The 20,120-nt window shown below is 70.1% G+C and carries 22 protein-coding genes; 13 read left to right on the plus strand and 9 right to left on the minus strand.

Features of this window, described 5'->3' with window-relative positions; genetic code table 11:
* Positions 1-3: 3 nt before the first annotated feature.
* Positions 4-1,059 carry a BtrH N-terminal domain-containing protein gene (locus E0H50_RS35505; RefSeq protein ID WP_131295394.1) on the minus strand — a complete coding sequence of 352 codons (1,056 nt, stop codon included), beginning with the start codon at positions 1,057-1,059 and terminating at the stop codon, positions 4-6.
* Between the two features lie 132 nt (positions 1,060-1,191).
* Here E0H50_RS35505 and E0H50_RS35510 point away from each other — a divergent pair, with 132 nt between their 5' ends.
* Positions 1,192-2,109: an ABC transporter ATP-binding protein gene (locus E0H50_RS35510; protein WP_131295395.1), complete on the plus strand. Its 918-nt coding sequence runs from the start codon at positions 1,192-1,194 to the stop codon at positions 2,107-2,109.
* A complete protein-coding gene (locus E0H50_RS35515; RefSeq protein WP_131295396.1) occupies positions 2,106-3,722 on the plus strand; it encodes an ABC transporter permease in 1,617 nt (538 codons plus the stop codon). Before E0H50_RS35510 ends, E0H50_RS35515 begins: the two co-directional genes overlap by 4 nt.
* A 496-nt stretch (positions 3,723-4,218) precedes the next feature.
* On the opposite strand, the gene E0H50_RS35520 is transcribed toward E0H50_RS35515, so the two are convergent.
* The 3 genes from E0H50_RS35520 to E0H50_RS35530 form a co-directional block, all read right to left on the minus strand.
* On the minus strand, positions 4,219-5,088 hold the full coding sequence (locus E0H50_RS35520) for a universal stress protein (RefSeq protein ID WP_131295397.1): 870 nt from the start codon (positions 5,086-5,088) through the stop codon (positions 4,219-4,221).
* 8 nt (positions 5,089-5,096) lie between these two features.
* Positions 5,097-6,050 carry a CBS domain-containing protein gene (locus E0H50_RS35525; RefSeq protein ID WP_131295398.1) on the minus strand — a complete coding sequence of 318 codons (954 nt, stop codon included), beginning with the start codon at positions 6,048-6,050 and terminating at the stop codon, positions 5,097-5,099.
* Between the two features lie 224 nt (positions 6,051-6,274).
* Entirely contained in the window at positions 6,275-6,493 is a 219-nt protein-coding gene (locus E0H50_RS35530; RefSeq protein ID WP_131295399.1) for a DUF1918 domain-containing protein, read from the minus strand.
* A 134-nt stretch (positions 6,494-6,627) separates the two neighbouring features.
* Between E0H50_RS35530 and E0H50_RS35535 the strand changes: the two genes are divergently transcribed.
* The 11 genes from E0H50_RS35535 to E0H50_RS35585 all read left to right on the plus strand — a co-directional run bounded on the left by E0H50_RS35535 (position 6,628) and on the right by E0H50_RS35585 (position 14,920).
* Positions 6,628-7,062, plus strand: a complete 435-nt coding sequence (locus tag E0H50_RS35535) for a hypothetical protein (RefSeq protein ID WP_131295400.1) — start codon at positions 6,628-6,630, stop codon at positions 7,060-7,062.
* A complete protein-coding gene (locus tag E0H50_RS35540; protein ID WP_131295401.1) occupies positions 7,062-7,988 on the plus strand; it encodes a V-type ATPase subunit in 927 nt (308 codons plus the stop codon). The genes E0H50_RS35535 and E0H50_RS35540 overlap by 1 nt, the downstream gene beginning before the upstream one ends.
* Positions 7,975-9,294: a V-type ATPase 116kDa subunit family protein gene (locus tag E0H50_RS35545; RefSeq protein ID WP_202868479.1), complete on the plus strand. Its 1,320-nt coding sequence runs from the start codon at positions 7,975-7,977 to the stop codon at positions 9,292-9,294. Before E0H50_RS35540 ends, E0H50_RS35545 begins: the two co-directional genes overlap by 14 nt.
* Positions 9,291-9,668: an ATP synthase subunit C gene (locus tag E0H50_RS35550; protein ID WP_202868480.1), complete on the plus strand. Its 378-nt coding sequence runs from the start codon at positions 9,291-9,293 to the stop codon at positions 9,666-9,668. The genes E0H50_RS35545 and E0H50_RS35550 overlap by 4 nt, the downstream gene beginning before the upstream one ends.
* On the plus strand, positions 9,665-9,880 hold the full coding sequence (locus E0H50_RS35555; protein WP_131295403.1) for a V-type proton ATPase subunit F family protein: 216 nt from the start codon (positions 9,665-9,667) through the stop codon (positions 9,878-9,880). Before E0H50_RS35550 ends, E0H50_RS35555 begins: the two co-directional genes overlap by 4 nt.
* Positions 9,877-10,404 carry a V-type ATP synthase subunit E family protein gene (locus E0H50_RS35560; protein WP_131295404.1) on the plus strand — a complete coding sequence of 176 codons (528 nt, stop codon included), beginning with the start codon at positions 9,877-9,879 and terminating at the stop codon, positions 10,402-10,404. Before E0H50_RS35555 ends, E0H50_RS35560 begins: the two co-directional genes overlap by 4 nt.
* Positions 10,392-12,110 carry a V-type ATP synthase subunit A gene (locus tag E0H50_RS35565; protein WP_131295405.1) on the plus strand — a complete coding sequence of 573 codons (1,719 nt, stop codon included), beginning with the start codon at positions 10,392-10,394 and terminating at the stop codon, positions 12,108-12,110. Before E0H50_RS35560 ends, E0H50_RS35565 begins: the two co-directional genes overlap by 13 nt.
* A complete protein-coding gene (locus E0H50_RS35570) occupies positions 12,107-13,486 on the plus strand; it encodes a V-type ATP synthase subunit B (protein ID WP_131295406.1) in 1,380 nt (459 codons plus the stop codon). The genes E0H50_RS35565 and E0H50_RS35570 overlap by 4 nt, the downstream gene beginning before the upstream one ends.
* Complete coding sequence (locus tag E0H50_RS35575; RefSeq protein ID WP_131295407.1) at positions 13,483-14,088, plus strand: V-type ATP synthase subunit D; 606 nt, start codon at positions 13,483-13,485, stop codon at positions 14,086-14,088. The genes E0H50_RS35570 and E0H50_RS35575 overlap by 4 nt, the downstream gene beginning before the upstream one ends.
* Positions 14,085-14,498, plus strand: coding sequence for a universal stress protein (locus E0H50_RS35580; protein ID WP_131295408.1), 414 nt, complete (start codon positions 14,085-14,087; stop codon positions 14,496-14,498). The genes E0H50_RS35575 and E0H50_RS35580 overlap by 4 nt, the downstream gene beginning before the upstream one ends.
* A gap of 209 nt (positions 14,499-14,707) precedes the next feature.
* Complete coding sequence (locus E0H50_RS35585; protein WP_131295409.1) at positions 14,708-14,920, plus strand: hypothetical protein; 213 nt, start codon at positions 14,708-14,710, stop codon at positions 14,918-14,920.
* 27 nt (positions 14,921-14,947) lie between these two features.
* Here the strand turns inward: E0H50_RS35585 and E0H50_RS35590 are convergent, their stop codons facing one another.
* The 5 genes from E0H50_RS35590 to acsA are packed head-to-tail and all read right to left on the minus strand — an operon-like array spanning position 14,948 to position 20,111.
* A complete protein-coding gene (locus E0H50_RS35590; RefSeq protein ID WP_131295410.1) occupies positions 14,948-15,190 on the minus strand; it encodes a phosphopantetheine-binding protein in 243 nt (80 codons plus the stop codon).
* On the minus strand, positions 15,187-16,461 hold the full coding sequence (locus E0H50_RS35595; RefSeq protein WP_202868481.1) for a dihydrolipoamide acetyltransferase family protein: 1,275 nt from the start codon (positions 16,459-16,461) through the stop codon (positions 15,187-15,189). Before E0H50_RS35595 ends, E0H50_RS35590 begins: the two co-directional genes overlap by 4 nt.
* The gene (locus E0H50_RS35600) at positions 16,448-17,428 is read right to left on the minus strand and encodes an alpha-ketoacid dehydrogenase subunit beta (RefSeq protein ID WP_131295412.1); all 981 of its coding nucleotides are present in this window, start codon (positions 17,426-17,428) and stop codon (positions 16,448-16,450) included. The genes E0H50_RS35595 and E0H50_RS35600 overlap by 14 nt, the downstream gene beginning before the upstream one ends.
* Positions 17,425-18,396, minus strand: coding sequence for a pyruvate dehydrogenase (acetyl-transferring) E1 component subunit alpha (gene pdhA, locus E0H50_RS35605; RefSeq protein WP_202868482.1), 972 nt, complete (start codon positions 18,394-18,396; stop codon positions 17,425-17,427). Before pdhA ends, E0H50_RS35600 begins: the two co-directional genes overlap by 4 nt.
* Positions 18,393-20,111, minus strand: coding sequence for an acetate--CoA ligase (gene acsA, locus E0H50_RS35610; protein ID WP_131295413.1), 1,719 nt, complete (start codon positions 20,109-20,111; stop codon positions 18,393-18,395). The genes pdhA and acsA overlap by 4 nt, the downstream gene beginning before the upstream one ends.
* Between the last annotated feature and the right edge of the window lie 9 nt (positions 20,112-20,120).

Below are 20,120 nucleotides of genomic sequence, written 5' to 3' on the forward strand. Positions count from 1 at the left end.
CGGTCAACTGGTGATGAGTGCGTTCAGGCGTTCCCACAGGAGTTGCTCGCGGTCGGCGATCTCGTGCAGGGGCGCGGTCGCCGGCGCCAGCAGGTCGGCAGGGTCTTCGGCCTCCGCTGCGGTCGCGAACGTCGCGGCGACGTCCTCCCAGAGGTCGCCGATCGCGGTCAGTTCGCTCCCGAGTTCGCTGAGGTGGGGCTCGCCGGTGATCACCGCGGCCTCGTCCAGGAAGCGCGCGTACATGTACCGGAAGATGCCTCCGCCGGTGCCGCCGCGGTGGTCGATGAACATCGCGGTGTTGAAGCAGGTACGGCGTAACGCGTCGGCGTCGAGTGTCTCTGGCCACTGCAGCGTCTCGCGGATCGCCTTGCGGATCCCCGCGACGCCGAGGTTGGCGATGGGTGGTTTCAGCATGCCGTCGCAGACCTCGCCGATCGCCGCGCGTACGTCGGCCTCGCGCGGTTCGCGGGCCGTCGAGAAGTCGAAGGTGTACCAGCTGTGCCTCGGCGGGAACGGCTTGTAGGTCGAGCCGCGTGCCTTCTCGAGCACGGTCCAGTCGACCGGATGCAGCTCAGCGTCCCGGTCGGCGATCAGCACCTGTCCGGTGTCCGGGTCATAGCCGGCCACGACGACGACATGTCCGCCGAAGTGGTACCCGGGCGGGAGATCGAAGTACGGGAGGAAGCCCATGTCGAGGTACACGAGGACCGGTTCCGCTGCCTCCAGGAGCTTGCGGAGTTCGGCTTCGGCGACCCGTGCGCTGGAGGTGCTGCGGGACCGGACGACGACGCCGGTACGTCGGCCGGCCGTCTTCTCCAGGCCCTCCTCGCGCGGGCTCGCGTGATTCGCCCGGCCGCCGTAGAAGGGGTCGGTGCCCTTGAAGTGGAAGTACACGAAGCCGAGCCCGCGGCCGAGCCCGAGCAGTAACTCCTCGGAGATCGGGTAGCCGTGGAAATCGTAGATGTGCTTGAGCGACCCGGTCACGCAGTGGCGGGTCGGACAGGTGCCGAACCCGGGGAAAGGACGCAGCGCCGCGGTACTGCCGACTGTGGATTGCATGGTGACGCCTCCTGATCGCCCGACGACCACCAGCCTGGTGTGCCCGGAGTGATCGCCGGGAGGTCCTAGAGACCTCGACTGACGTGACTTTCGACCCTGATCGTGGCGCGGCGGACTGAGTGCACTGGACTCATGACGGAGCCCGCGATCTCGATTTCGGGGCTGGTCAAGGACTTCGGGACGACCCGTGCCCTCGATCGGCTCGACCTGACGGTGCGTGCTGGTGAAGTGCACGGATTCCTCGGTCCGAACGGGGCGGGGAAGACGACCACGATCCGGATCCTGCTGGGACTGCTGCGCAAGGACGGTGGTACGGCGACGGCGCTCGGTCTGGATCCGTGGCGCGACGCCGTACCACTGCACCATCGACTGGCCTACGTTCCGGGTGAGGTGAACCTCTGGCCCAATCTCACCGGCGGCGAGGTGATCGACCTGCTGGGCCGGTTGCGCGGCGGGCTCGATCCGGCACGCCGAGCTGCGCTGCTCGAGCGGTTCCAGCTCGACCCGACGACGAAGTGCCGCGCGTACTCCAAGGGAAACCGCCAGAAGGTGGCGCTGGTCGCCGCCCTCGCGTCGGACGTCGAGCTCTACCTGCTGGACGAGCCGACATCAGGACTCGACCCCTTGATGGAGGCGGTGTTCCAGCAGGTCATGCGTGAGTTGCGGGATTCCGGTCACACGGTACTGCTGTCCAGTCACATCCTGGCCGAGGTCGAGGCGCTCTGCGATCGCGTCACGATCATCCGCGCGGGCCGGGCCGCCGAGACGGGCACGTTCGACGAGCTGCGTCATCTGACCCGCACGACCGTGACGGTCGAAACGGCGCGGCCGGTCACCGCGTTGCAGCGCATGTACGGCGTGCACGACGTACACGTGAACACGACGCATGCGACCTTCAGCGTCGACAACAAGCGGCTCAACACGGTGCTGGCTGAACTGACGATGTTCGGCGTACGGTCGCTGAAGAGTTCACCACCCACTCTGGAGGAGCTGTTCCTGCGGCACTACGGGGAGGACGCCGCGGTCGAAGAGTTGTCGGCCGCACGATGAACGGCTTCACCGGTACGGCGGCGCTCGCCCGGCTCGCGATCCGGCGCGACCGCTTCGTCCTGCCTGGCTGGATCATCGGCTTGACCCTCCTCCTGGCGGGGATTGTGGCCGGGCTGATCAGCGGTTTGAGCGCGCAGGACCTCCGCGAGGAGACCGAGCTGAACGTGAACAGCCCTGGCCTGCGCCTGTTCGGTCTCGCGTCCGGGGCGAGCGCCGGAAGTTACGCGATGCTCCGTGACTACCTCACCTTGGCGATCCTGGCCGCGGTGATGAGCATCCTCGCGGTCGTACGGCACACCCGGCAGGCCGAGGAGACCGGCCGCGCGGAGCTGGTCGGCGCAGCCGTCGTCGGCCGGTACGCGAGCCTGTCGGCGGCGGTCCTCGTGACCGTCGCCGCGAATGTGCTGCTCGCGGCGATGCTCGGGCTGGCGCTCGTCGCGAACGGGCAGCCGGCTTTCGGGTCCTTTACCGCCGGTGCGTCGGTCGGCGCGGTGGGCATCGTCTTCGCCGGCGTCGCCGCCGTCACAGCGCAGCTGTCGTCGACGACCCGCGGCGCCATCGGTCAAGCTGGGGCCGTACTCGGTGTGGCGTTCCTGCTGAGCGGCGTCGGGAACATGCTGGGCAGTGCTGATGCGAGTGGTCTGCGGGTGGTGAGCGCCTGGCCCGCGTGGCTGTCGCCGATCGGCTGGGGCGAGCAGGTGCGCCCGTTCGACGGAAATCACTGGTGGCCGTGCGCGGTTGCCGCCGCCGCGTTCTTCGCTCTCGTGGACACCGCGTTCCTGCTGACGAATCATCGGGACATCGGTAGGGGAGTGCTGCCGGACCGGCGTGGAAACGCAACGGCTGGACGTTCGCTTCGAGGCCCGATCGGGCTCACGTGGCGCCTGCAGCGCGGCGCAACGCTCGGGTGGGCGGTGGCGATGCTCGCATTCGGTGTGATCTTCGGTGCTGTCAGCGAGCAGGCCGGCCGGATGCAGGGGTCCGCGCGTGAGTGGTACGCCAGGTGGGGCGGTACCGACGAGATCGTCGACGGCTTCCTCACCTCGGTGATCGGCATGGCCGGGATCGCAGCCGCGATCTACGTCGTACAGCTCCTGCTGCGGATGCGCTCCGAGGAGACCGGTGGGACCTTGGAACCGATCCTCTCCTCCGCCGTCGATAGGTTGCGCTGGGCAACGAGTCACATCCTCACCGCGTCCCTCGGCGCCGCCGGACTGCTCCTGCTCTTCGCGATCGGAACGGCGGCCACCGCCGGGCCCTTGCTGGACACCCCAGGCCTGTTCGGCGACCTGACACTGGCGGCGCTCGTTCAGGTGCCGGCGTTGCTCGTCGTCGGCGCGGTCGTGGTCGCCCTCGTGGCGTTCCAGCCGCGCTGGAGCGGCGCGATCTCCTGGGCAACCCTGATCGGTGCCATCCTGCTCGGCCCGCTGTTCGGCCCGACGTTGGGACTTCCGCAGTGGCTCCAGGACATCTCCCCGTTCACCCACACACCGAAGGCACCGGCCGCCGAGATCACGCTCCTACCTGTGATCACACTGGTTCTGATCAGCACGGTCCTCGCGTCACCAGGCCTGCTGCGACTCCACCGACGCGACCTCCTGCTGCCCGCCTAGTGTCCTGCGCCCCGAAGTTCGCGACATAAGTCCAGGCCCGAAGCCCTGATCACGGCCGGCCCGCCGCACCTCATCCAGCACGACCAGCGCCGAGGGCATCTTTGTGCACCCACCAACCATTTTTCCGGCCGGTTTCTGGTCGAGCCGTGCACAAAGACGAACAGGCAACTCCCCAAACCGGTTTGGGGAGGTCCGTGGACGGAACCGGGGAGCTCTACAGCCCATTTCGGGAGGGTAAACCTCCCCAAAGCCCCGTCGCGGCGCGGCGCGGCGCTTCTTTGTGCACGGCTCGACCACGCAAGCGCCCGGAAAACGGTTGGTGGGTGCACAAAGATGCCGTCGGCGCTGGTCGTGCTGGGGAATGTGCCGCGGGCCGCCGTGATGAGGGCTTCGGGCCTGGACTGACGTCACGAACCTCGGGCGCAGGACACTAGCCGACCAGTACCTGGGAGCCCTCCCACGCGCAGGTACGGCGAGCCTCGGCGCCGTCGTGGTGTCAGCGGACGATCGCGACTGGGCAGTGCGCGTGGTGCAAGACGTGCTGGCTGACGGAGCCGAGAAGCAGACCGGCGAAGCCGCCGCGACCGCGGGAACCGACGACGATCAGGTCGGCGGACTCGGCCGTCCGGAGGATCGCGCGAGCCCGGTGGCCACTGATCAGGCGCGTCTCCCACGGTACGTCGGGATGGTCCGCGGCCACGCCGGCGACCGCTTCGGCGACCAGCAACCGACTGGACTCCTTGATGTCGTTCTCGTCGAACTGCAGCATCGACTCGCCGTCGGCGTAGGTGAGATAGGGGCTGGTCCAGGCATGCACGGCGAGCACCCGAGCCTTCAACGCTTCGGCTTGCTCGAAGGCGAAGCCGATCGCCGCGGCGGATGTCTCGGACCCGTCAACGCCGACCACGACGGTCGGGTTCTCCGTGGGCCGTGTGTCGGACGGCACCACGACGATCGGGCAGGACGCGTGTGTCGCCACCTGCAGCGCCACGGAGCCGAGCGCCAAGCCGGTCCAGCCGCCGAGACCTCGAGATCCGAGCACCATGAGGCGAGCCGGTTCGGACTCCTCGACCAACTGTTTCGCCGCGACGCCCTCCAGCAGAACCGATTCGACGTGCAGATCGGGGTGCTGAAGCCGGATGCGCTCGGCGATTGCGCTCAGACCTCTCTCCCGGAGTGTGCGCACCGCTGCGAGCGGCACGACCTTCCCGGGCGACGGGCGCGTCGCGATGACCAGTTCGAACACCTCGGCGATCCGCAAGGGCGCGTGCAGCCGAACCGCCTCGGCGGTGGCCCAGTCGAGGGCGGCCAGGCCGGCGGGCGAACCGTCGTACCCGGCGACGACCGGTGCGGATGGTGAACTCATCTGTCCTCCTACTTCACGGTTTCGGGTTGCCAGCGGGCGAGATCGGTGGCGGAGATGAGCCCGGTGACGCGGCCGTGCCCATCCACCACGGGAACGGCCCTGCACGGGGTTCTGGCCAGAACCGCCGCGAGTTCGCGGACCGGAGTGTCTTCGGTCACGGTGACGACGTCGGTGTTCATCACTTCCCAGACCCGGTGCGGCACCGGCCGTGGCGGCGCCTCGGCAAGTGCCGGCCGGACATGGTGACGCCGGAGCGAGACAGTGTCCCCGCGGCACGGCTCGAGTGCCACGACCAGGTCCGCGGGCGTCAGGATCGGCGCGCCGAGATCGGGCTCGCCAAGAGCGCGCCGGATGGTGGCGTGCAGTCGCGGATCGGGGGATCCGGACGGAAGCAGACGACGCAGCAGACGTCCCAGCGCGCGAGTGTCCGCGAGTTCACCGTTGCCCGGGTCGTCGTCGGTGTTCTGATGCTGCAGAACGGCGTCCAGGCCGGTGCCGAGAACCTTGACCAATCCTGCCTGGCTCCAGACGATCGAATCGGCGGTGAGGTGGCGGTGCTGGACCCCGCCGGCGTGGGCGGTGGCCAGTGCATCCGCGGTCTCGGCGATCAGCTCGACCGCGAGCCCTGTGCTGAGCCGGCCCGCGGCCAGCAGCATGGACAAGGTTTGGCCAGGTACCCACTCGGTGACGACGTACGGGCCGGCGACATCGAGATCGAGGATGCGCGTCAACCTGTCGTCCTGGAGCCGGCTCAGCCGGCGGACGACAGTGGCGAGTTCGTCCAGCTGACGGTCGGTGTCCGCCCGGACCAGATGAACCGCCACCGGGCGTCCCAACCGCTCGTCGACGGCCCGCCAGATCTCGACCCGGGGACGGATCGCGAGCAACCGGTCCAACCGGTACCGGCCGCTGACCCGCAGGCGATCATCGCGCGCCACCGCTAGCGGAGCTGACAGATCCATTGGTGCCCCCTGATCCGCATGCCGGTCTTCTCCGCGCAGGGTGGCGAGGAGGATCGCGCCCGGACGTCACACGGGAGCCGAACCTCGGCCCCGGTTTCGTGTCCCAGATCCCGGAGGTGCGACGTCACCGATCCTCCCCGCCGTACCCAGTCGACCTCGCCGCACCCGCCGACGCACAGGGCCCATCGGCCTCGTCCGGCGGGACCTTGGTCCCCGGGCCGGCGTCAGCCGGCGTGGTCGTGCAGGGGGTTCAGTTCCTCGGCGGTGAGAATGTGGGTGCCGGGGCCGGGGATGAAGAACGACTCGGTGCCGGTGTCGCTCCACCGGACGAGGTACGGCGGTTCGCCGCCCGGACCGTGGACTTCCAGGATCAGCCCGTGCCGCTTGTGCTCGTTCAGATGGGTGCTCTCGACGATCAGCCAATTTCCGGGTGCTGCCTTCATGACAACTCCTCTCTCTCACCTGCAAGCTCGCACGCTCGCTCTGCCCGGACCAGGTCCGTTGGTCACCGAAGTCGGGACGTTGGTCCCTGCTCCGGCGGCCACCCGGACCGTGATGCTCAGGGGGGAGGTGTCCGATGAGCACCATGCTGGATCGGCTGCGGCGCTTTCGCCCCGTCGGAACGCCGGGTGGCGCGGGACCCGTCGGCGTACCGGTGGACACCCGTGCCGGTGTGCCGACCGAACTCGTCGCCGTCTTCGCGGCACTCGACGCGGTGATCGCCGACTGTGCGGACATCCGTTCCCAAGCGACCGAACGGGCCACAGCCCTCGTTGCGACCGCGCAGGCCGACGCCGCCGGAATGGCCGCGGATGCTCGTGCCCGGGCGACCGGTGAGCGGGCGGAGGTGGCGGCGGCGATCCAGGCCCGCGGTGACGCGGCGGTCGATCGGACCCTGGCGACCGCGGTGGCTGACGCGACCCACCTCGAGCGGGCCGGCCGGCAGCGGATGGACCGTCTGGTCGCGTTGGTGCTGGATCAGCTCCGTGCCGATGTGCGGGGGACGGTCTGATGGGCGCGGGCTGGGTGGCGGCGACCGTCCGGGCGAAAGCGATGGCCCGTCGCCGGATCGGGGCCGGCGCGGCACGGCGGCTCGCGTCGTCCCCAGGATTACCCGACGCACTCCGCCTGCTCGACGGTACGGCGTACGCCCGCGCAGCCGCACCAGGTACGACGCTGCCCGAGGCGGAGCACCAGGTCGCGGCCGCGGAGGTGTGGCAGTTGCGGGTCTTGTCCGGCTGGCTGCCCAGAGCGGCGAGTGGTCTGGCTCGGGCACTCGGTGGACGCTACGAGCTCGCGAACATCGAGGCGCATGCCCGGGCTTTGGCCGCGCCGGGACAACGGCGGACGTACCACGAACTCGGCAGCCTCGCGTTGTCGTGGCCGAGGATCGTCGCGACGATGTCGGCGGACGAGCTGCGGCGTGCGCTGGCCGCGTCACCGTGGGGTGACACCGGTGAAGCGACAGCTGGGACGCTGCACGACGTCCTGGTGTTGCGCTGGCTGCGGATGGTCGCGGCCGAAGCCCCGCAGGCGACGGGATGGGTGTCGGGCGCCGCGGTCCTGGTGGCCGCAAAACAGTTGCTGGTAGCAACCAGAGGGCCGAGCGACAGCTTCGTGCGGGCAGCTGCCCCGCTGATCGGATCCGACTGGGTGCGCGCCGGATCACTGGCGGATCTGCAACGTTCGACGCCGGTCGCGGGCCACTGGGTTCTGGTCGGAGTCAGCACTCCCGCGGATCTCTGGCTGGCCGAGGCACGGCTGGCCGCCCGGATCGAGGCGGACGGATTCCGCCTTCTGCGCCAGGGCACCCCGGGAGTCGACCCGATCCTGGGTGCGGTGGCGATCCTGGCGGTTGACGGCTGGCGGGTGCGGGTTGCGCTCGGCGATGCGTCGTACGGCGCCGGACCGGGTGAGGTGCTCGATGTCTTGGCGTGACGCGGTCCGCCCGGTCCGGATGCAGCGGATCGCGCTCGTCGGGCCATGCACGCACCAGCGCGACTTTCTGGACCGGCTGAGTTCCACGGGCGTCGTCGAGCTGGATCCGGTGCGGCCCGACATCGAGCTCGCGGTGGTCGCGGACCGGCAGCCCGATTGGTCGGATCGCGAACTGGAGCTCCGCCGACGGACGGCACAGGCTGTTCCTCATGGACCCGTGACTGCGCTGCTGGGCTGGACGCCGGCCGCCGCGCTGTCGGAGGTGACGGAAGCGCTGACGCCTGCCGGAGGGGCCGCCGTACCGCTTCCGCCGCCCCCTGGTGTCCAACCGCCGACTCTCTTGCGGCAGCGAGGACGTGGCCGGTCGTTCGAGGTCCTGGTGCAGACCTACACCACGGTTCCGTACGCCGATATCGATCCCGCCCTCGTGGCCGGACTCGCCTACGTTGCGATGTTCGGGATGATGTTCGGCGACGTCGGCCACGGACTGCTGCTCCTGCTCGGCGCCGTGATCGTCCGGAGCGGGCGCTTCGCCCGGCTGGCGAAGCTCCGCCCGGCTTGGCCGTTCCTCGCCGGCGCCGGCGTTGCCAGCATCGCGTTCGGTGTGCTGTACGGCGAGATGTTCGGGCCGACCGGCCTCATTCCGGTCGTGTGGCTGTCACCGGTGGACGACGTCATCCCGTTGCTGCTGACCGCCCTCGGCGTGGGTGCGGTCTTGCTCGGAGGCGCCTATGGGCTGGGCATCGTGAACCGCTTCCGTGAAGGTGGCTGGGCGTTCGCGCTCTACGCGCGCACCGGGATCGCCGGCGCGCTGCTGTTCCTCGCCCTCGGCTGCGTTGCCGGGGGCGTCTACTTCGGCAGTGGCTGGCTGCTCGTCGGTGCGGTCGTGCTCGGGGTCGCGGGTCTGGTGCTCACTTTCCTCGGTCTGCTCGCCGCGACGGGTGGCGGCGGTGCCGGCGTACTGCAGGCGATCGTCGAGCTGTTCGACGTCGTCGTCCGGCTGGGATCGAACGTCGTCTCGTTCGCGCGGCTGGCCGCCTTCGGCCTCACGCATGCGGCGCTCGGAGCCATCGTCTGGCAAGGCACCGTGGCGTTGTGGGACAGCGGATCGGTACCGGGACGTCTGGGCGCCGGGCTGGTGCTGATCGCGGGGACGAGCATCGCCTTCGCGCTCGAGGCGCTGGTGGCGGGGATCCAGGCGCTTCGGCTCGAGTACTACGAACTGTTCTCGCGGGTGTTCGACACGGACGGGCGCCCGTTCCGGCCGTGGCGGCTGCCGGCGGAGGACACGGAGGTGACATCGTGAGGGAGTTCCTGCGTCGACACCCGTGGGCGGCGGTCCTGGTGACCGTGGTGAACCTTTTGCTGCTGACCGGGGCGGTCGCTCTGCTGATCTCCATCGTGACCGCCGACTGGGGGTTCGCCGCGGGGCGGCCCGACGCGGCGGCAGGCCAGGCGGTGCAGGCGAATGGGTCCGCGCTGCTCGGCGCGGCGATCGCGGTGGCCGGTTCGGCGATCGGGGCCGGGATCGCGGTCGCCTACACCGGTGCGGCCGCGCTGGCCGCGATGAGCGAGCGGCCGGAGCTGTTCGGTCGGGCGATGGTGGTGGTCGGGCTCGCGGAAGGGATCGCGATCTACGGCCTGATCGTGGCGATCATCCTGGTCGGAGAGGCACGATGACGAAGGTCGCCGTCCTGGGTGAGCCGATTCGTACGGCAGGCTACGGGCTCGCCGGTATCACGTTGCTCGCGGCAACTACAGCCGAGGAGGTACGGCGTCAGTGGCGCGAGCTGCCCGCGGACGTCGGCATCGTCCTGCTGACCCCTGCGGCTGCCGAGGCGCTCGGCCCGCTCGACATCTCTCAGGTACTGACGGTGGTGCTTCCGCCATGATCAGGCCGTTGTCAGCTGACGCCGCTGCGGCTCTCGCGCCGGTTCGGGCAGCATTGCTCGCCGCGGCGAGCGCCGACGCTGACGAGGTCGTCCGCCGTGCCGAGGCGCAGCGGAGCGAACTGCTCGCGCGGGCCCGCCGTACGGCGGACGAGCTCGTCGCCGCTGCGCGCGCGGAGGGAGAAGCCGACGCGACGGCGATCCTGGCGGTCCGGCTGGCGCAGAGCCGGCGGGAGGCGCGCCGGTCGGCACTGTCCGCGCAGCGCGCACTGTACGACGAGCTCCGCGACCGGTGCCGGGCGGCCGCGGCGGTGCTCGCCGGAACCGCTGAATACCAAGGACTTCGGCGGCAGTTGGCCGACCGGGCGCGGGAGCAGCTGGGATCGGACGCGGACGTGGTGGACAGTCCGGACGGAGGCATCGTGGCGTCGGCCGGTACCGAGCGCGTCGACCTGAGTCTGCCGGTGCTGGTGGATCGTGCGCTGGCCCGATCGGGACCGGAGGTGGCGGCGCTGTGGACGGCGTGACACGGCAGGGCCGGGTTCATCGAGTCGACGGCCCGCTCGTCGAGGCCCACGACCTGCCGGAGGCGTCGATGTACGAGGTCGTGGAGCTGGGGGAGCAGCGGATTCCGGCCGAGGTGGTCGCGATCGACGGCACGAAGCTCACCCTGCAGGCGTTCGAGTACACCGGCGGGCTGATGGCCGGCGACGTGGTTCGCCGTACCGGGAGGCCGCTGTCCGCGAGGCTGGGTCCTGGCCTCCTTGGACGGGTCTTCGACGGACTGCTGCGACCGTTGTCGTCGGCACCTACCTGGTTGTCCCCCCAGACTCTGGCGTCGGGTGAGCAACAGTCCACCCGCTGGCACTTCGTGCCGAACGCAGCGCCGGGGGAGGAGCTCCGTCCGGGGGCATTGCTGGGGGTGGTGGCTGACACCGGCGCGATCGAGCATCGGGTGCTGGTGCCGCCGGGAGTGAGCGGCGAGCTGAGGTATCTGGCCGAGGCCGGAAAGGTGCCGGAGGGCGCGGCGGTGGCGCGAATCGGACCGACGGAGATCGGGTTGTTCGAGCAGTGGCCGGTCCGGCGGCCACGGCCGTTCGCCTTCCGGGAGGAGACCTTCGCTCCGCTGCACACCGGGCAACGCGTGCTGGACCTGCTCTTCCCGATCGGTGCCGGCTCGAGTACCGCCGTACCCGGTGGCTTCGGTACCGGGAAGACCGTCCTTCTGCAGCAGCTCGCGAAGTGGTGCGACGCCGACGTCATCGTGTACGTCGGCTGTGGGGAGCGAGGCAACGAGATGGCCGACGTACTCGGCGACCTGGCCGAACTCACCGATCCGCGCACCGGCGGCCGGATGATCGATCGCACGGTGATCCTGGCGAACACGTCGAACATGCCGATGATGGCGCGGGAGGCGAGCGTCTTCACCGCGATCACGGTTGCGGAGTACTTCCGGGACATGGGCTACCACGTGGTCGTGGTGGCCGACTCGACCTCCCGGTGGGCGGAGGCGCTGCGTGAGTTCGCCTCCCGTACCGGCGCGCTGCCCGCGGAGGAGGGGTATCCGGCCGACTTGTCCTCGTCGCTCGCGGCGTTCTACGAGCGCGCCGGCCGAGTACGCACCGAGGGCGGCCGAGTCGCGGCAGTCACCGTGGTCGGTGCGGTCTCGCCGCCCGGTGGGGATCTGACCGAGCCGGTCACGACGGCAACGGAGCGCTTCGTCCGGGGGGTGTGGTCCCTGGATCGCGATCTTGCGTACTCGCGGCACTATCCGGCGGTCAGCTGGTCGGCGTCGTACTCGCATGACGCCGAGGCGGTGGCGGCGTGGCAGTCCGGTCACGGCAATCCCGGCTGGGCGGCGCGCCGGGCGCGGGCCATGACCGTGCTGGCGGAGGCCGCGCGGCTGAGTGAACTCGCCGAGATCGTCGGTACGAGGACGTTGCCGGGGCGGGAGCGGATGACGATCTTGGGCGGCAGGTTGTTGCGGGACGCCGTCCTCGCGCAGAGTGCCCTGAGCCCGGTCGACGCGACGTGCTCCGGCGAGCGCGGCGCGGCGCTGCTGCAGCTCGTCCTCGATGTCGTCGACCGGTGCATGACGTTGGTCGATCGCGGAGTGGCCGCGACCGAGGTCGAGCAGTTCGACTTCGGTGCGCTGGTGCGGGCCCGCGAGGAAGCTCCTGATCTGGCCGTGTGCCGGACGGCGATCACGACGGCTCTGGAGGCGTTGGCATGAACGATCTTGAGTACGGCGACGTACGGTCACTGGAGGGATCGCTGCTGGTGGTCCGGGGCGTTCGTGGGGCCGGCTGGGACGAGTCGGCGGTGATCAGGGTCGATGACGGCAGCGAACGGCACGGTGTGGTGCTGGAAGTGGCCGACGATCTCGCCGTACTGCAGGTGCTGGAAGGGACAGCCGGGATGCGCCCCGGCGGGGTGCGGGTGCGGTTCAGCGGTAGCCCGTTCCGGGTTCCGCTCGGCCGGGCCTGGCTCGGCCGGACCTGCGACGGCCGTGGCGAGCCACTCGACGGCGGCCCACCGATTCTCGGTACGGCGACGGCCGCGGTGAACGGATGGCCGCTGAATCCGGTCGAGCGCGAGCCACCGCGGGAACCGGTGCTCACCGGGGTCTCGGGGATCGATGCCCTGACGACGGTCGTGCGCGGGCAGAAGTTGCCGATCTTCTCGGTGCCGGGACTGCCACACCTGCGGCTGGCCACCCAGATCGCGGCGCAGTCGTCGGCCGCCGGTGATCCCTTCGTGGTCGTCTTCGCGGCGATGGGACTGCCGCATGCCGATATCGACTTCGTCCGTACGGCGTTGGACGAGCGGGCCGCGGCGGGCGAGCTGGTGATGGTGCTGAACAGCGCGGACGACCCGGTGATCGAACGTTTGCTCACACCGCGGATCGCGTTGACCGTTGCCGAGCAGCTGGCCTTTGTCGAGGGCAGTCACGTGCTGGTGGTGATGTCCGACATGACCAGCTACTGCGAGGCGGTCCGCGAAGTCGCGGCGGCACGCCAGGAGATCCCGGCGCGGCGGGCGTACCCGGGCTACCTGTACAGCGATCTGGCGTCGCTGTACGAGCGGTGCGGCCGGATCCGCGGGCGGCCGGGGTCCGTGACGATCATGCCGGTGCTCACCATGCCGGCCGGCGACATCACGCATCCGGTACCTGATCTGACCGGCTACATCACCGAGGGACAGATCGTTCTCGCCGAGGAGCTGAACGCGCGCGGTCTGTACCCGCCGCTCGACGTACTGGGCTCGCTGTCGCGCCTCATGCGGCACGGCGCCGGTCCGGGACGGACCCGGGACGATCATCTGGAGATCGCCGCGCAGGCCGTTGCCGCGCTGGCGCGGGCCCGGCAGGCGGCCGAGCTGGCCGACCTGATCGGGACCGGTGCGTTGAGCGACACCGACCGTGGCTACCTCGCCTATGCCACCGCGCTCGAGGACTCCTTGCTGCGGCAGCGGCCGGACGACTGCCGGACGTTCGACGACACCCTCGATCGGCTGTGGCAGGCGGTGTCCGTACTGCCCCGGCGGGAACTGACCATGGTGTCCAAGGCACTCCTGGCGTCGCACCTTCCGGCAGCAGGTGCCCGATGACCGGGGGGCCGGCGACCGGGCGGGCGGGCCGCTTGATGCTGACCGCGAGGCTCGCCACGGCACGGCGCGCGGTCGACCTGCTCGATCGTAAGCAGCGCGCTCTCGCGGTGGAGTGCGAGCGGCTCGAGCTGATCGCGGGACGCGCCACGGAGACCTTCGAACGCACCGCGCTCCTGGCGACACGATGGTTGCGGCGGTGCACCGCCCTGGACGGGGAGCGGACGGTGCTCGACTCGGCACCGCGGGCGGCCGCCGAGGTGGTCGTGGGGTACGACGTGACGATGGGGGTACGGCATCCGACCACCGCGGATGTCACGTTCGGGCCCGAGCCTGACCTAGCCGGTAGCTCCGCTCTGGTCGAGGCGATGCGGGCACACCGTACGGCGCTGGCGGCGGCCGTTCGGCTCGCGGCTGCTCGCCGCTCGGTGGCCCTGGTTTCGGAGGAGCTGGCGCTCACCCGGCAGCAGCAGCGGGCGCTCGAGCTGCGCTGGATCCCCGAGCTGGAGCGGCGGCTGACCGTGCTGCTGCAGCGCCTCGACGAGTCCGAGCGGGAGGAGAACCTCAGGCTGCGGTGGGCCGCGCGACATTCGGAGGGATCATGAAACAGTTCCTGGTGGTGGTGGACGACTCGGCGGCTGCGCTGCGGGCCGCGCAGCTGGCGATCGACCTCGCGGCGGCGACGGGTGCCGGACTGACGCTGGTCACAGTGGTCGAGGACCATGTGCTCGATGCGCGGCTGAACGCGGCCTCCGTCCCGGATGCGGCCGCCCGGCGGGCGCAGGGCGCGGTGTCGGTCCTGACCCGGATGACCGCGCGAGCGTCGCTGCGTGGGCTCCGGACGCACCAGGAGATCCTGTCCGGGCACGGCGCGGAGCAGGTGCTCGCGATGGCTGCGCGATGCGGAGCCGACTTGATCGTGGCGGGCCGGGATCCCGGCGCACCGGTCAACCTCGCCAACCTGCTGGAGTTCGCCGACGTCCCGGTGCTCGTCGTACCCGCCGAGGCCGTCTGACAACGAAGTCACCTGCCAGGACGGCCGTTTGCGCTGTATCATCGGACCGTTCATCGATGTGACCCAAGACCCCGGCGCCCGAGAAGATTTGCGCCTGGGGGGCTTGGTGCTCATGACAGTTGATCGTTCTGCCCGTCGGACCGGCGGGATGCCGTCGGCCGGAGGGACGTACCTGCGCTGCGGCCGTGGGCCGGAGTGAGGTGGCGGCGATGGAGATCGGCTATCTCGAGCGGCTCGCCGGCTCGGAGCGTCTGGACACCTGGCGGACCGAGGAGCTGACCGGTGCCCTGGCGACCCTGGATGATGCCATCGGCGAGCGCCGGCAGCCGGCCGACGGTGGACCGAGGGTGCTCAGCATCCGGCTCCAGATCTACCGGCAACGCGTACAGCGCGAACTGCGCGAACGAGGTGCGCCTGTTTGATGGTCACCATCGTTGTTACCTCCGCGTTCAGGTACTGAGGAAGCCGATGCAGTCGGACATCGTCCGGAGCCGGGGGTAGTCGTCCTCGTCGATGCGGCGGCCCGATCCGGTGCTCAGCAGCTCCACGAAGCTCAGGAAGTCGAGCGAGTCCAGTTCGAGCTCGTCCCGGAACGGTGCGTCGTCCGGCAGCGCGTCCAGGTCGGCGTCGGGGACGATCCGCAACAGCGTGTTGCCGACCAGTTCGCGGGCGTCCTGCAGGGTCAGTGTCATAGCTCCTCCGGTGTTTGCAGCAGGCGATCGACGGTGGCGAGGAAGCGGCCGCCGGTGAAGCCGTCGGTGGCGCGGTGGTCGGCGGCCAGGGTGAGGGTCAGGCACGGACGTACGCCGAGTAGTCCGTCGACCGCCCAGGGGCGCTCGACGATGCGGCCGGCGCCGACCAGCGCGACCTGTGGCGGGTAGATGATGCCGTGCACGCTCTCCACGCCTTGATCACCGAGATTGGTGATCGTGATGGTGGCCTCGGTCATCTCGGCACGGCGCAGGCGGCCGGCCCGCGCCCGTTCGACGAGATCGCGGAGCCGGGCCATGACGTCGTGGACCGGGAGCGAGGCCACGTCGTGCAGTGCCGGTGCGACCAGGCCGCCGCCGCGCAGGGAGATGGCGACGCCGAGGTGGACCTGATCCGCGGGCCGGAACGCGTCCTCGGTCCAGTATCCGTTGAGCTCCGGGTGCCGCTGTGCCGCGAGTGCGGTTGCCTTGAGCAACAGAGCGGCCGGGACCAGCCGTTCGGCGACGGGGAGTTCGCGGTTGGTCCGGGAGAGCCAGGCGATGGCTGTGCCGAGGTCCACGGTGGTTGACAGGTAGTAGTGCGGGATCTCCTGCGTGGAGCGCGTCATCAGCCGCGCGATCGCGGCCCGCGGCGACCCCTGCTGTACGACGTGCCGCGGTGCGGGCGTGGTGGTCGGTTCCTTGGTGCTGGGTTGCGTGCTCGGTCGCGGTGGGTTCGCGGCGAAGCGGCGTACGTCCTCGGCGGTGACCATGCCCCGTTGCCCGGTCGCGGGTACGGCGGTGAGGTCGACGTCGAGCGAGTGGGCCAGCTTCCGCGCGTACGGCGACGCCTTCAAGCGATCGACCGACGTGACTGTCGCGGGAGGGGCTGCCCGCTGGGCTGGAGGGTTGCCCACTGGGAATTCTGGTGGGCCACCCTGTATCTCAGAGGGCAACCCCTGAGCCGGCCGGGCAGGCACGGGTGCCGGCGTGGCCGGGCGCTGTGGGGCGGGCGCGGGCTGTGGTGTGGGGCCGGTGCCGTTGATGGTGGCGAGCGGGGTGCCGACCTGGACGCGCTCACCGACCGGGACGAGGATCTGGTCGATCGTGCCGCCGGCGAAGGTCTCGACCTCGATGGCGGCTTTGTCGGTGTCGACCACGGCGACCGGGTCGCCCTTGTGGACCGTGTCGCCGGGCTTGACCAGCCACTCGATCACGGTGCCTTCGTCCATGTCCGCACCGAGCGAGGGCATCCGGAACTCAGCCACCGCCACTCACCACCTTCCGAACCGCCGCGACGATGCCGTCCGGTTGCGGTAGCGCAGCGTCCTCGAGGTGCTTCGCGTACGGCATCGGCACCTCCGCGCTGCAGACCCGCTCGACCGGGGCGTCCAGCTCCTCGAAGGCCTGCTCGGTGATCCGCGCACTGACTTCGGCGGACAGGCTCCCGCTGCGCCAGCCCTCGTCGACGACCACGGCGCGATGGGTACGTCGTACCGATTCGACGAACGTCGCGTCGTCGAGCGGCCGCAGCGTGCGCAGGTCGATCACCTCGGCCGAGATGTCCTCGGCGGCGAGCTGCTCGGCCGCGTCCAGGCACTTGCCGAGGCATCCTCCGTACGTCACCACCGTCACGTCCGCGCCGGGCCGGCGGATCGCCGCGTGGTCGATGTCGACCGGTCCGGCGTCGTCCGCGAGTTCACCGGCGAGGTTGTAGAGCGAGCCGTGCTCGAAGATCAGCACCGGGTCCGGATCGAGCAGCGCAGGCCACAGCATGCCGCGCGCGTCCTCGAGCGTCGCAGGAGCGAGGATCCGCAGACCGGGGATGTGCGCGAACCAGCCTTCGAGGCTGTGCGAGTGCTGCGCGGCGAGCTGCCGGCCGGCGCCCGTGGTCATCCGGATCACCAGCGGTACGCCGACCTGGCCACCGGACATGTGTCGCAGCGTGGCGGCGTTGTTGAGGATCTGGTCGAGCGCGAGCAGGCTGAAGTTGACCGTCATGATCTCGACGATCGGCCGCAGCCCGGCGGTCGCCGCCCCGATCCCCGCGCCGACGAACGCCGACTCGGACAGCGGCGTGTCCCGGATCCGGTCCGGCCCGAACTCCTCCAGCAGTCCGAGGCTGACTCCGAAGCAACCGCCGTACGCGCCGACGTCCTCACCCATCAGGAAGACCCGCTCGTCGCGGCGCAGAGCGTCCCGGATCGCTTCCCGGAGAGCCTCCCGGTACGTCGTAGTCATGATTCCTCCGCGTAGACGAAGCGGGTCAGGTCCTCGACAGCCTCGAGCGGTCCGGCCTCGGCGCCGGCCACTGCTCGCTGGAGCTCGTCGTCGACCTCACGATGCAGGGCCTTGAGCGCGTCGTCGGTCAGCTCACCTGCGTCCCGCATCCGCACGGTCAGGGCCTCGATCGGGTCGCGTTCCTTCCAGCGCGCGATCTCGGCCTTGTCGCGGTAGCGGTCGGAGTCGTACATCGAATGCGCGCGGAAGCGGTACGTGCGCAGTTCGAGGAAGCACGGCCCGCCACCGGCGCGGATCGTCTCGACCGCGCGTTGTGCTGCCTGCTCGACGGCCAGTACGTCCATCCCGTCGACGGCCCAGGCCGGCATGCCGTACGACGATGCGCGCAATGCCAGATCGGTCTGCGCCTGGGCCCGGACGAGCGACGTACCCATCGCATAGAGGTTGTTCTCGCAGCAGAACAGCACCGGGAGCTTCCACAGCGCGGCGAGATTCATACACTCGTGGAACTCGCCTTCGGCGACGGCGCCGTCGCCGAAGAAGCACGCCGTCACGTGGCTCTCGTTGCGGAGCCGGTCTGCCAGAGCGATCCCGGTCGCCAGCGGCAGGCCGCCGCCGACGATCGCGTTGCCGCCGTAGAGCCGCCGCTTGACGTCGAACAGATGCATCGAGCCCCCGCGGCCCCGGCTGCATCCCGTGGTGCGACCGAACATCTCTGCCATCACCGCCTCCATCGGGACGCCGCGGGCCAGCGCGTGGCCGTGCTCGCGATACGTCGTGACGAGCGCGTCACTCGCGTCGAGGGTGTTCATCACACCGACGGCGACGGCTTCCTCGCCGATGTAGAGGTGCAGGAAGCCGCGGATCCTGGTCGCGCTGTAGAGCTCGACGCAGATCTCCTCGAACTTGCGGATTCGCAGCATCTGGCGCAGCAAGGCGGTGTGGTGCTTGGCAATCGCTGTGTTCATCGTGGGCGCTCCAGGGTCGACAGGTCACCTTCCGGCAGGCCCAGCTCGCGGGCCTTGAGCAGGCGGCGCATGACTTTGCCGCTGCTGGTGTGCGGCAGGTTCTGATCGAACGCGATCTGGCGAGGGGCGACCGCACCGAGCCGGCGGCGCCCGAAGGCGATCAGCTCGGCCCGCAACGCCTCGTCCGGCTGATAACCCGGCCGCAGCGTCACGAAGGCCTTCACGACCTCGCCCGCGACCGGATCGGGCACGCCGATCACGCCCGCTTCGGTGACGGCCGGATGTTCGAGCAGTGTGCTCTCGACCTCGAACGGTCCGACCAGATGACCGGACGACTTGATCACATCGTCGGCCCGGCCAACGAACCAGAAGTAGCCGTCGGCATCGATCCGGGCCAGGTCCCCGGTCAGGTACCAGCCGCCCGCGAACGCCTGCTGGTAGCGGAAGTCGTCGTGCAGATAGCCACGGAACATCGACGGCCAGCCCGGTCGCAGCGCCAGTTCGCCGACCTGGCCGGCGCCCAGGACGTCCACCGGTCCGTCGGCGACCGCGGCACGTCCGCTGTCACCACATCGCAGGACGGCGGCCTCGACACCGGGCATCGGCCGTCCCATCGAGCCGGGGCGAATCGGCATCGACGGGTAGTTGCTGATCATGATCGCGCCGGTCTCGGTCTGCCACCAGTTGTCGTGGACCGGCATTCCGTACGCTTTCTGCGCCCACACGACCACCTCGGGGTTGAGTGGCTCGCCGACACTGGCGATGTGCCGCAGTGCGGACAGGTCGTAGCGGGACGCCATCTCCTCGCCGGCCCGCATCAGCATCCTCAGCGCGGTCGGCGCGGTGTACCAGACCGTGACGCGGTTGTCCGCGAGCACTTGGTACCACCGGGCGGCGTCGAAGTCGCCGTCGTCGGCCAGCAACGTGACGCCGTGGGTGAGGGGCGCGATGATGCCGTACGACGTTCCGGTCACCCAGCCGGGATCCGCCGTACACCAGAAGACGTCGTGGGGTCGCAGATCGAGCGCGAAGGCTGCCGTGATGTGGTGAGCGACGACGGCGTTGTGGACGTGGACGGCGCCCTTCGGCGTTCCGGTCGTTCCGCTGGTGAAGTGCAGCAGCGCCATCGCCTCCGGACTGGTCGCGGGGATCGTCCAGTGGTCGGGCTGCGCGCCGAGCGCCCGGTGCAGGTCGATGGTTCCGTCCGGCGGCTCGTCGGGCGCGTCGATCAGGAGGATGTGCCGCAGTCCGTGGAGCTGGTCGCGCTGCGGTGCGATCTTGCGCCGGTACAGGGACGTCGTGGTGACCAGGACCTGGGCGTCGCCGAGCAGGAGGCGGTTGCGGATCGGCTCCGGGCCGAAGGCTGCGAACAGGGGTGACAGCACGCTGAGGTTCTTCCAGCAGCCGAGCGCCGTGACGTACATCTCGGGCTGCCGGCCGAGCAGGGTGAAGACTCGCGCCCGCGGGCCTACGTCGAGAGAACGCAGCAGGTTGGCGAAGCGGTTGCTCAGCAGGCTGAGGTCCCGGTAGGTCAGGTCGCGGGTCCCGCTCCGCCCGATCGCCCGGATCGCGACGTGCCCGCCGCGGCCGGTCGCCAGGTGCCGGTCGACGGCCTCGTGGGCGATGTTGAGACCACGCCCTTCCGGCAGCCCGCTGAGCAGTTGCGCGGCGGCGGCCCAGGAGAAGTCCTGTCGCGCCTCTTCGTAGATGGGCATCTGGGGTCT

This window comes from Kribbella sindirgiensis (genome assembly GCF_004331435.1).
GTDB lineage: Bacteria > Actinomycetota > Actinomycetes > Propionibacteriales > Kribbellaceae > Kribbella > Kribbella sindirgiensis.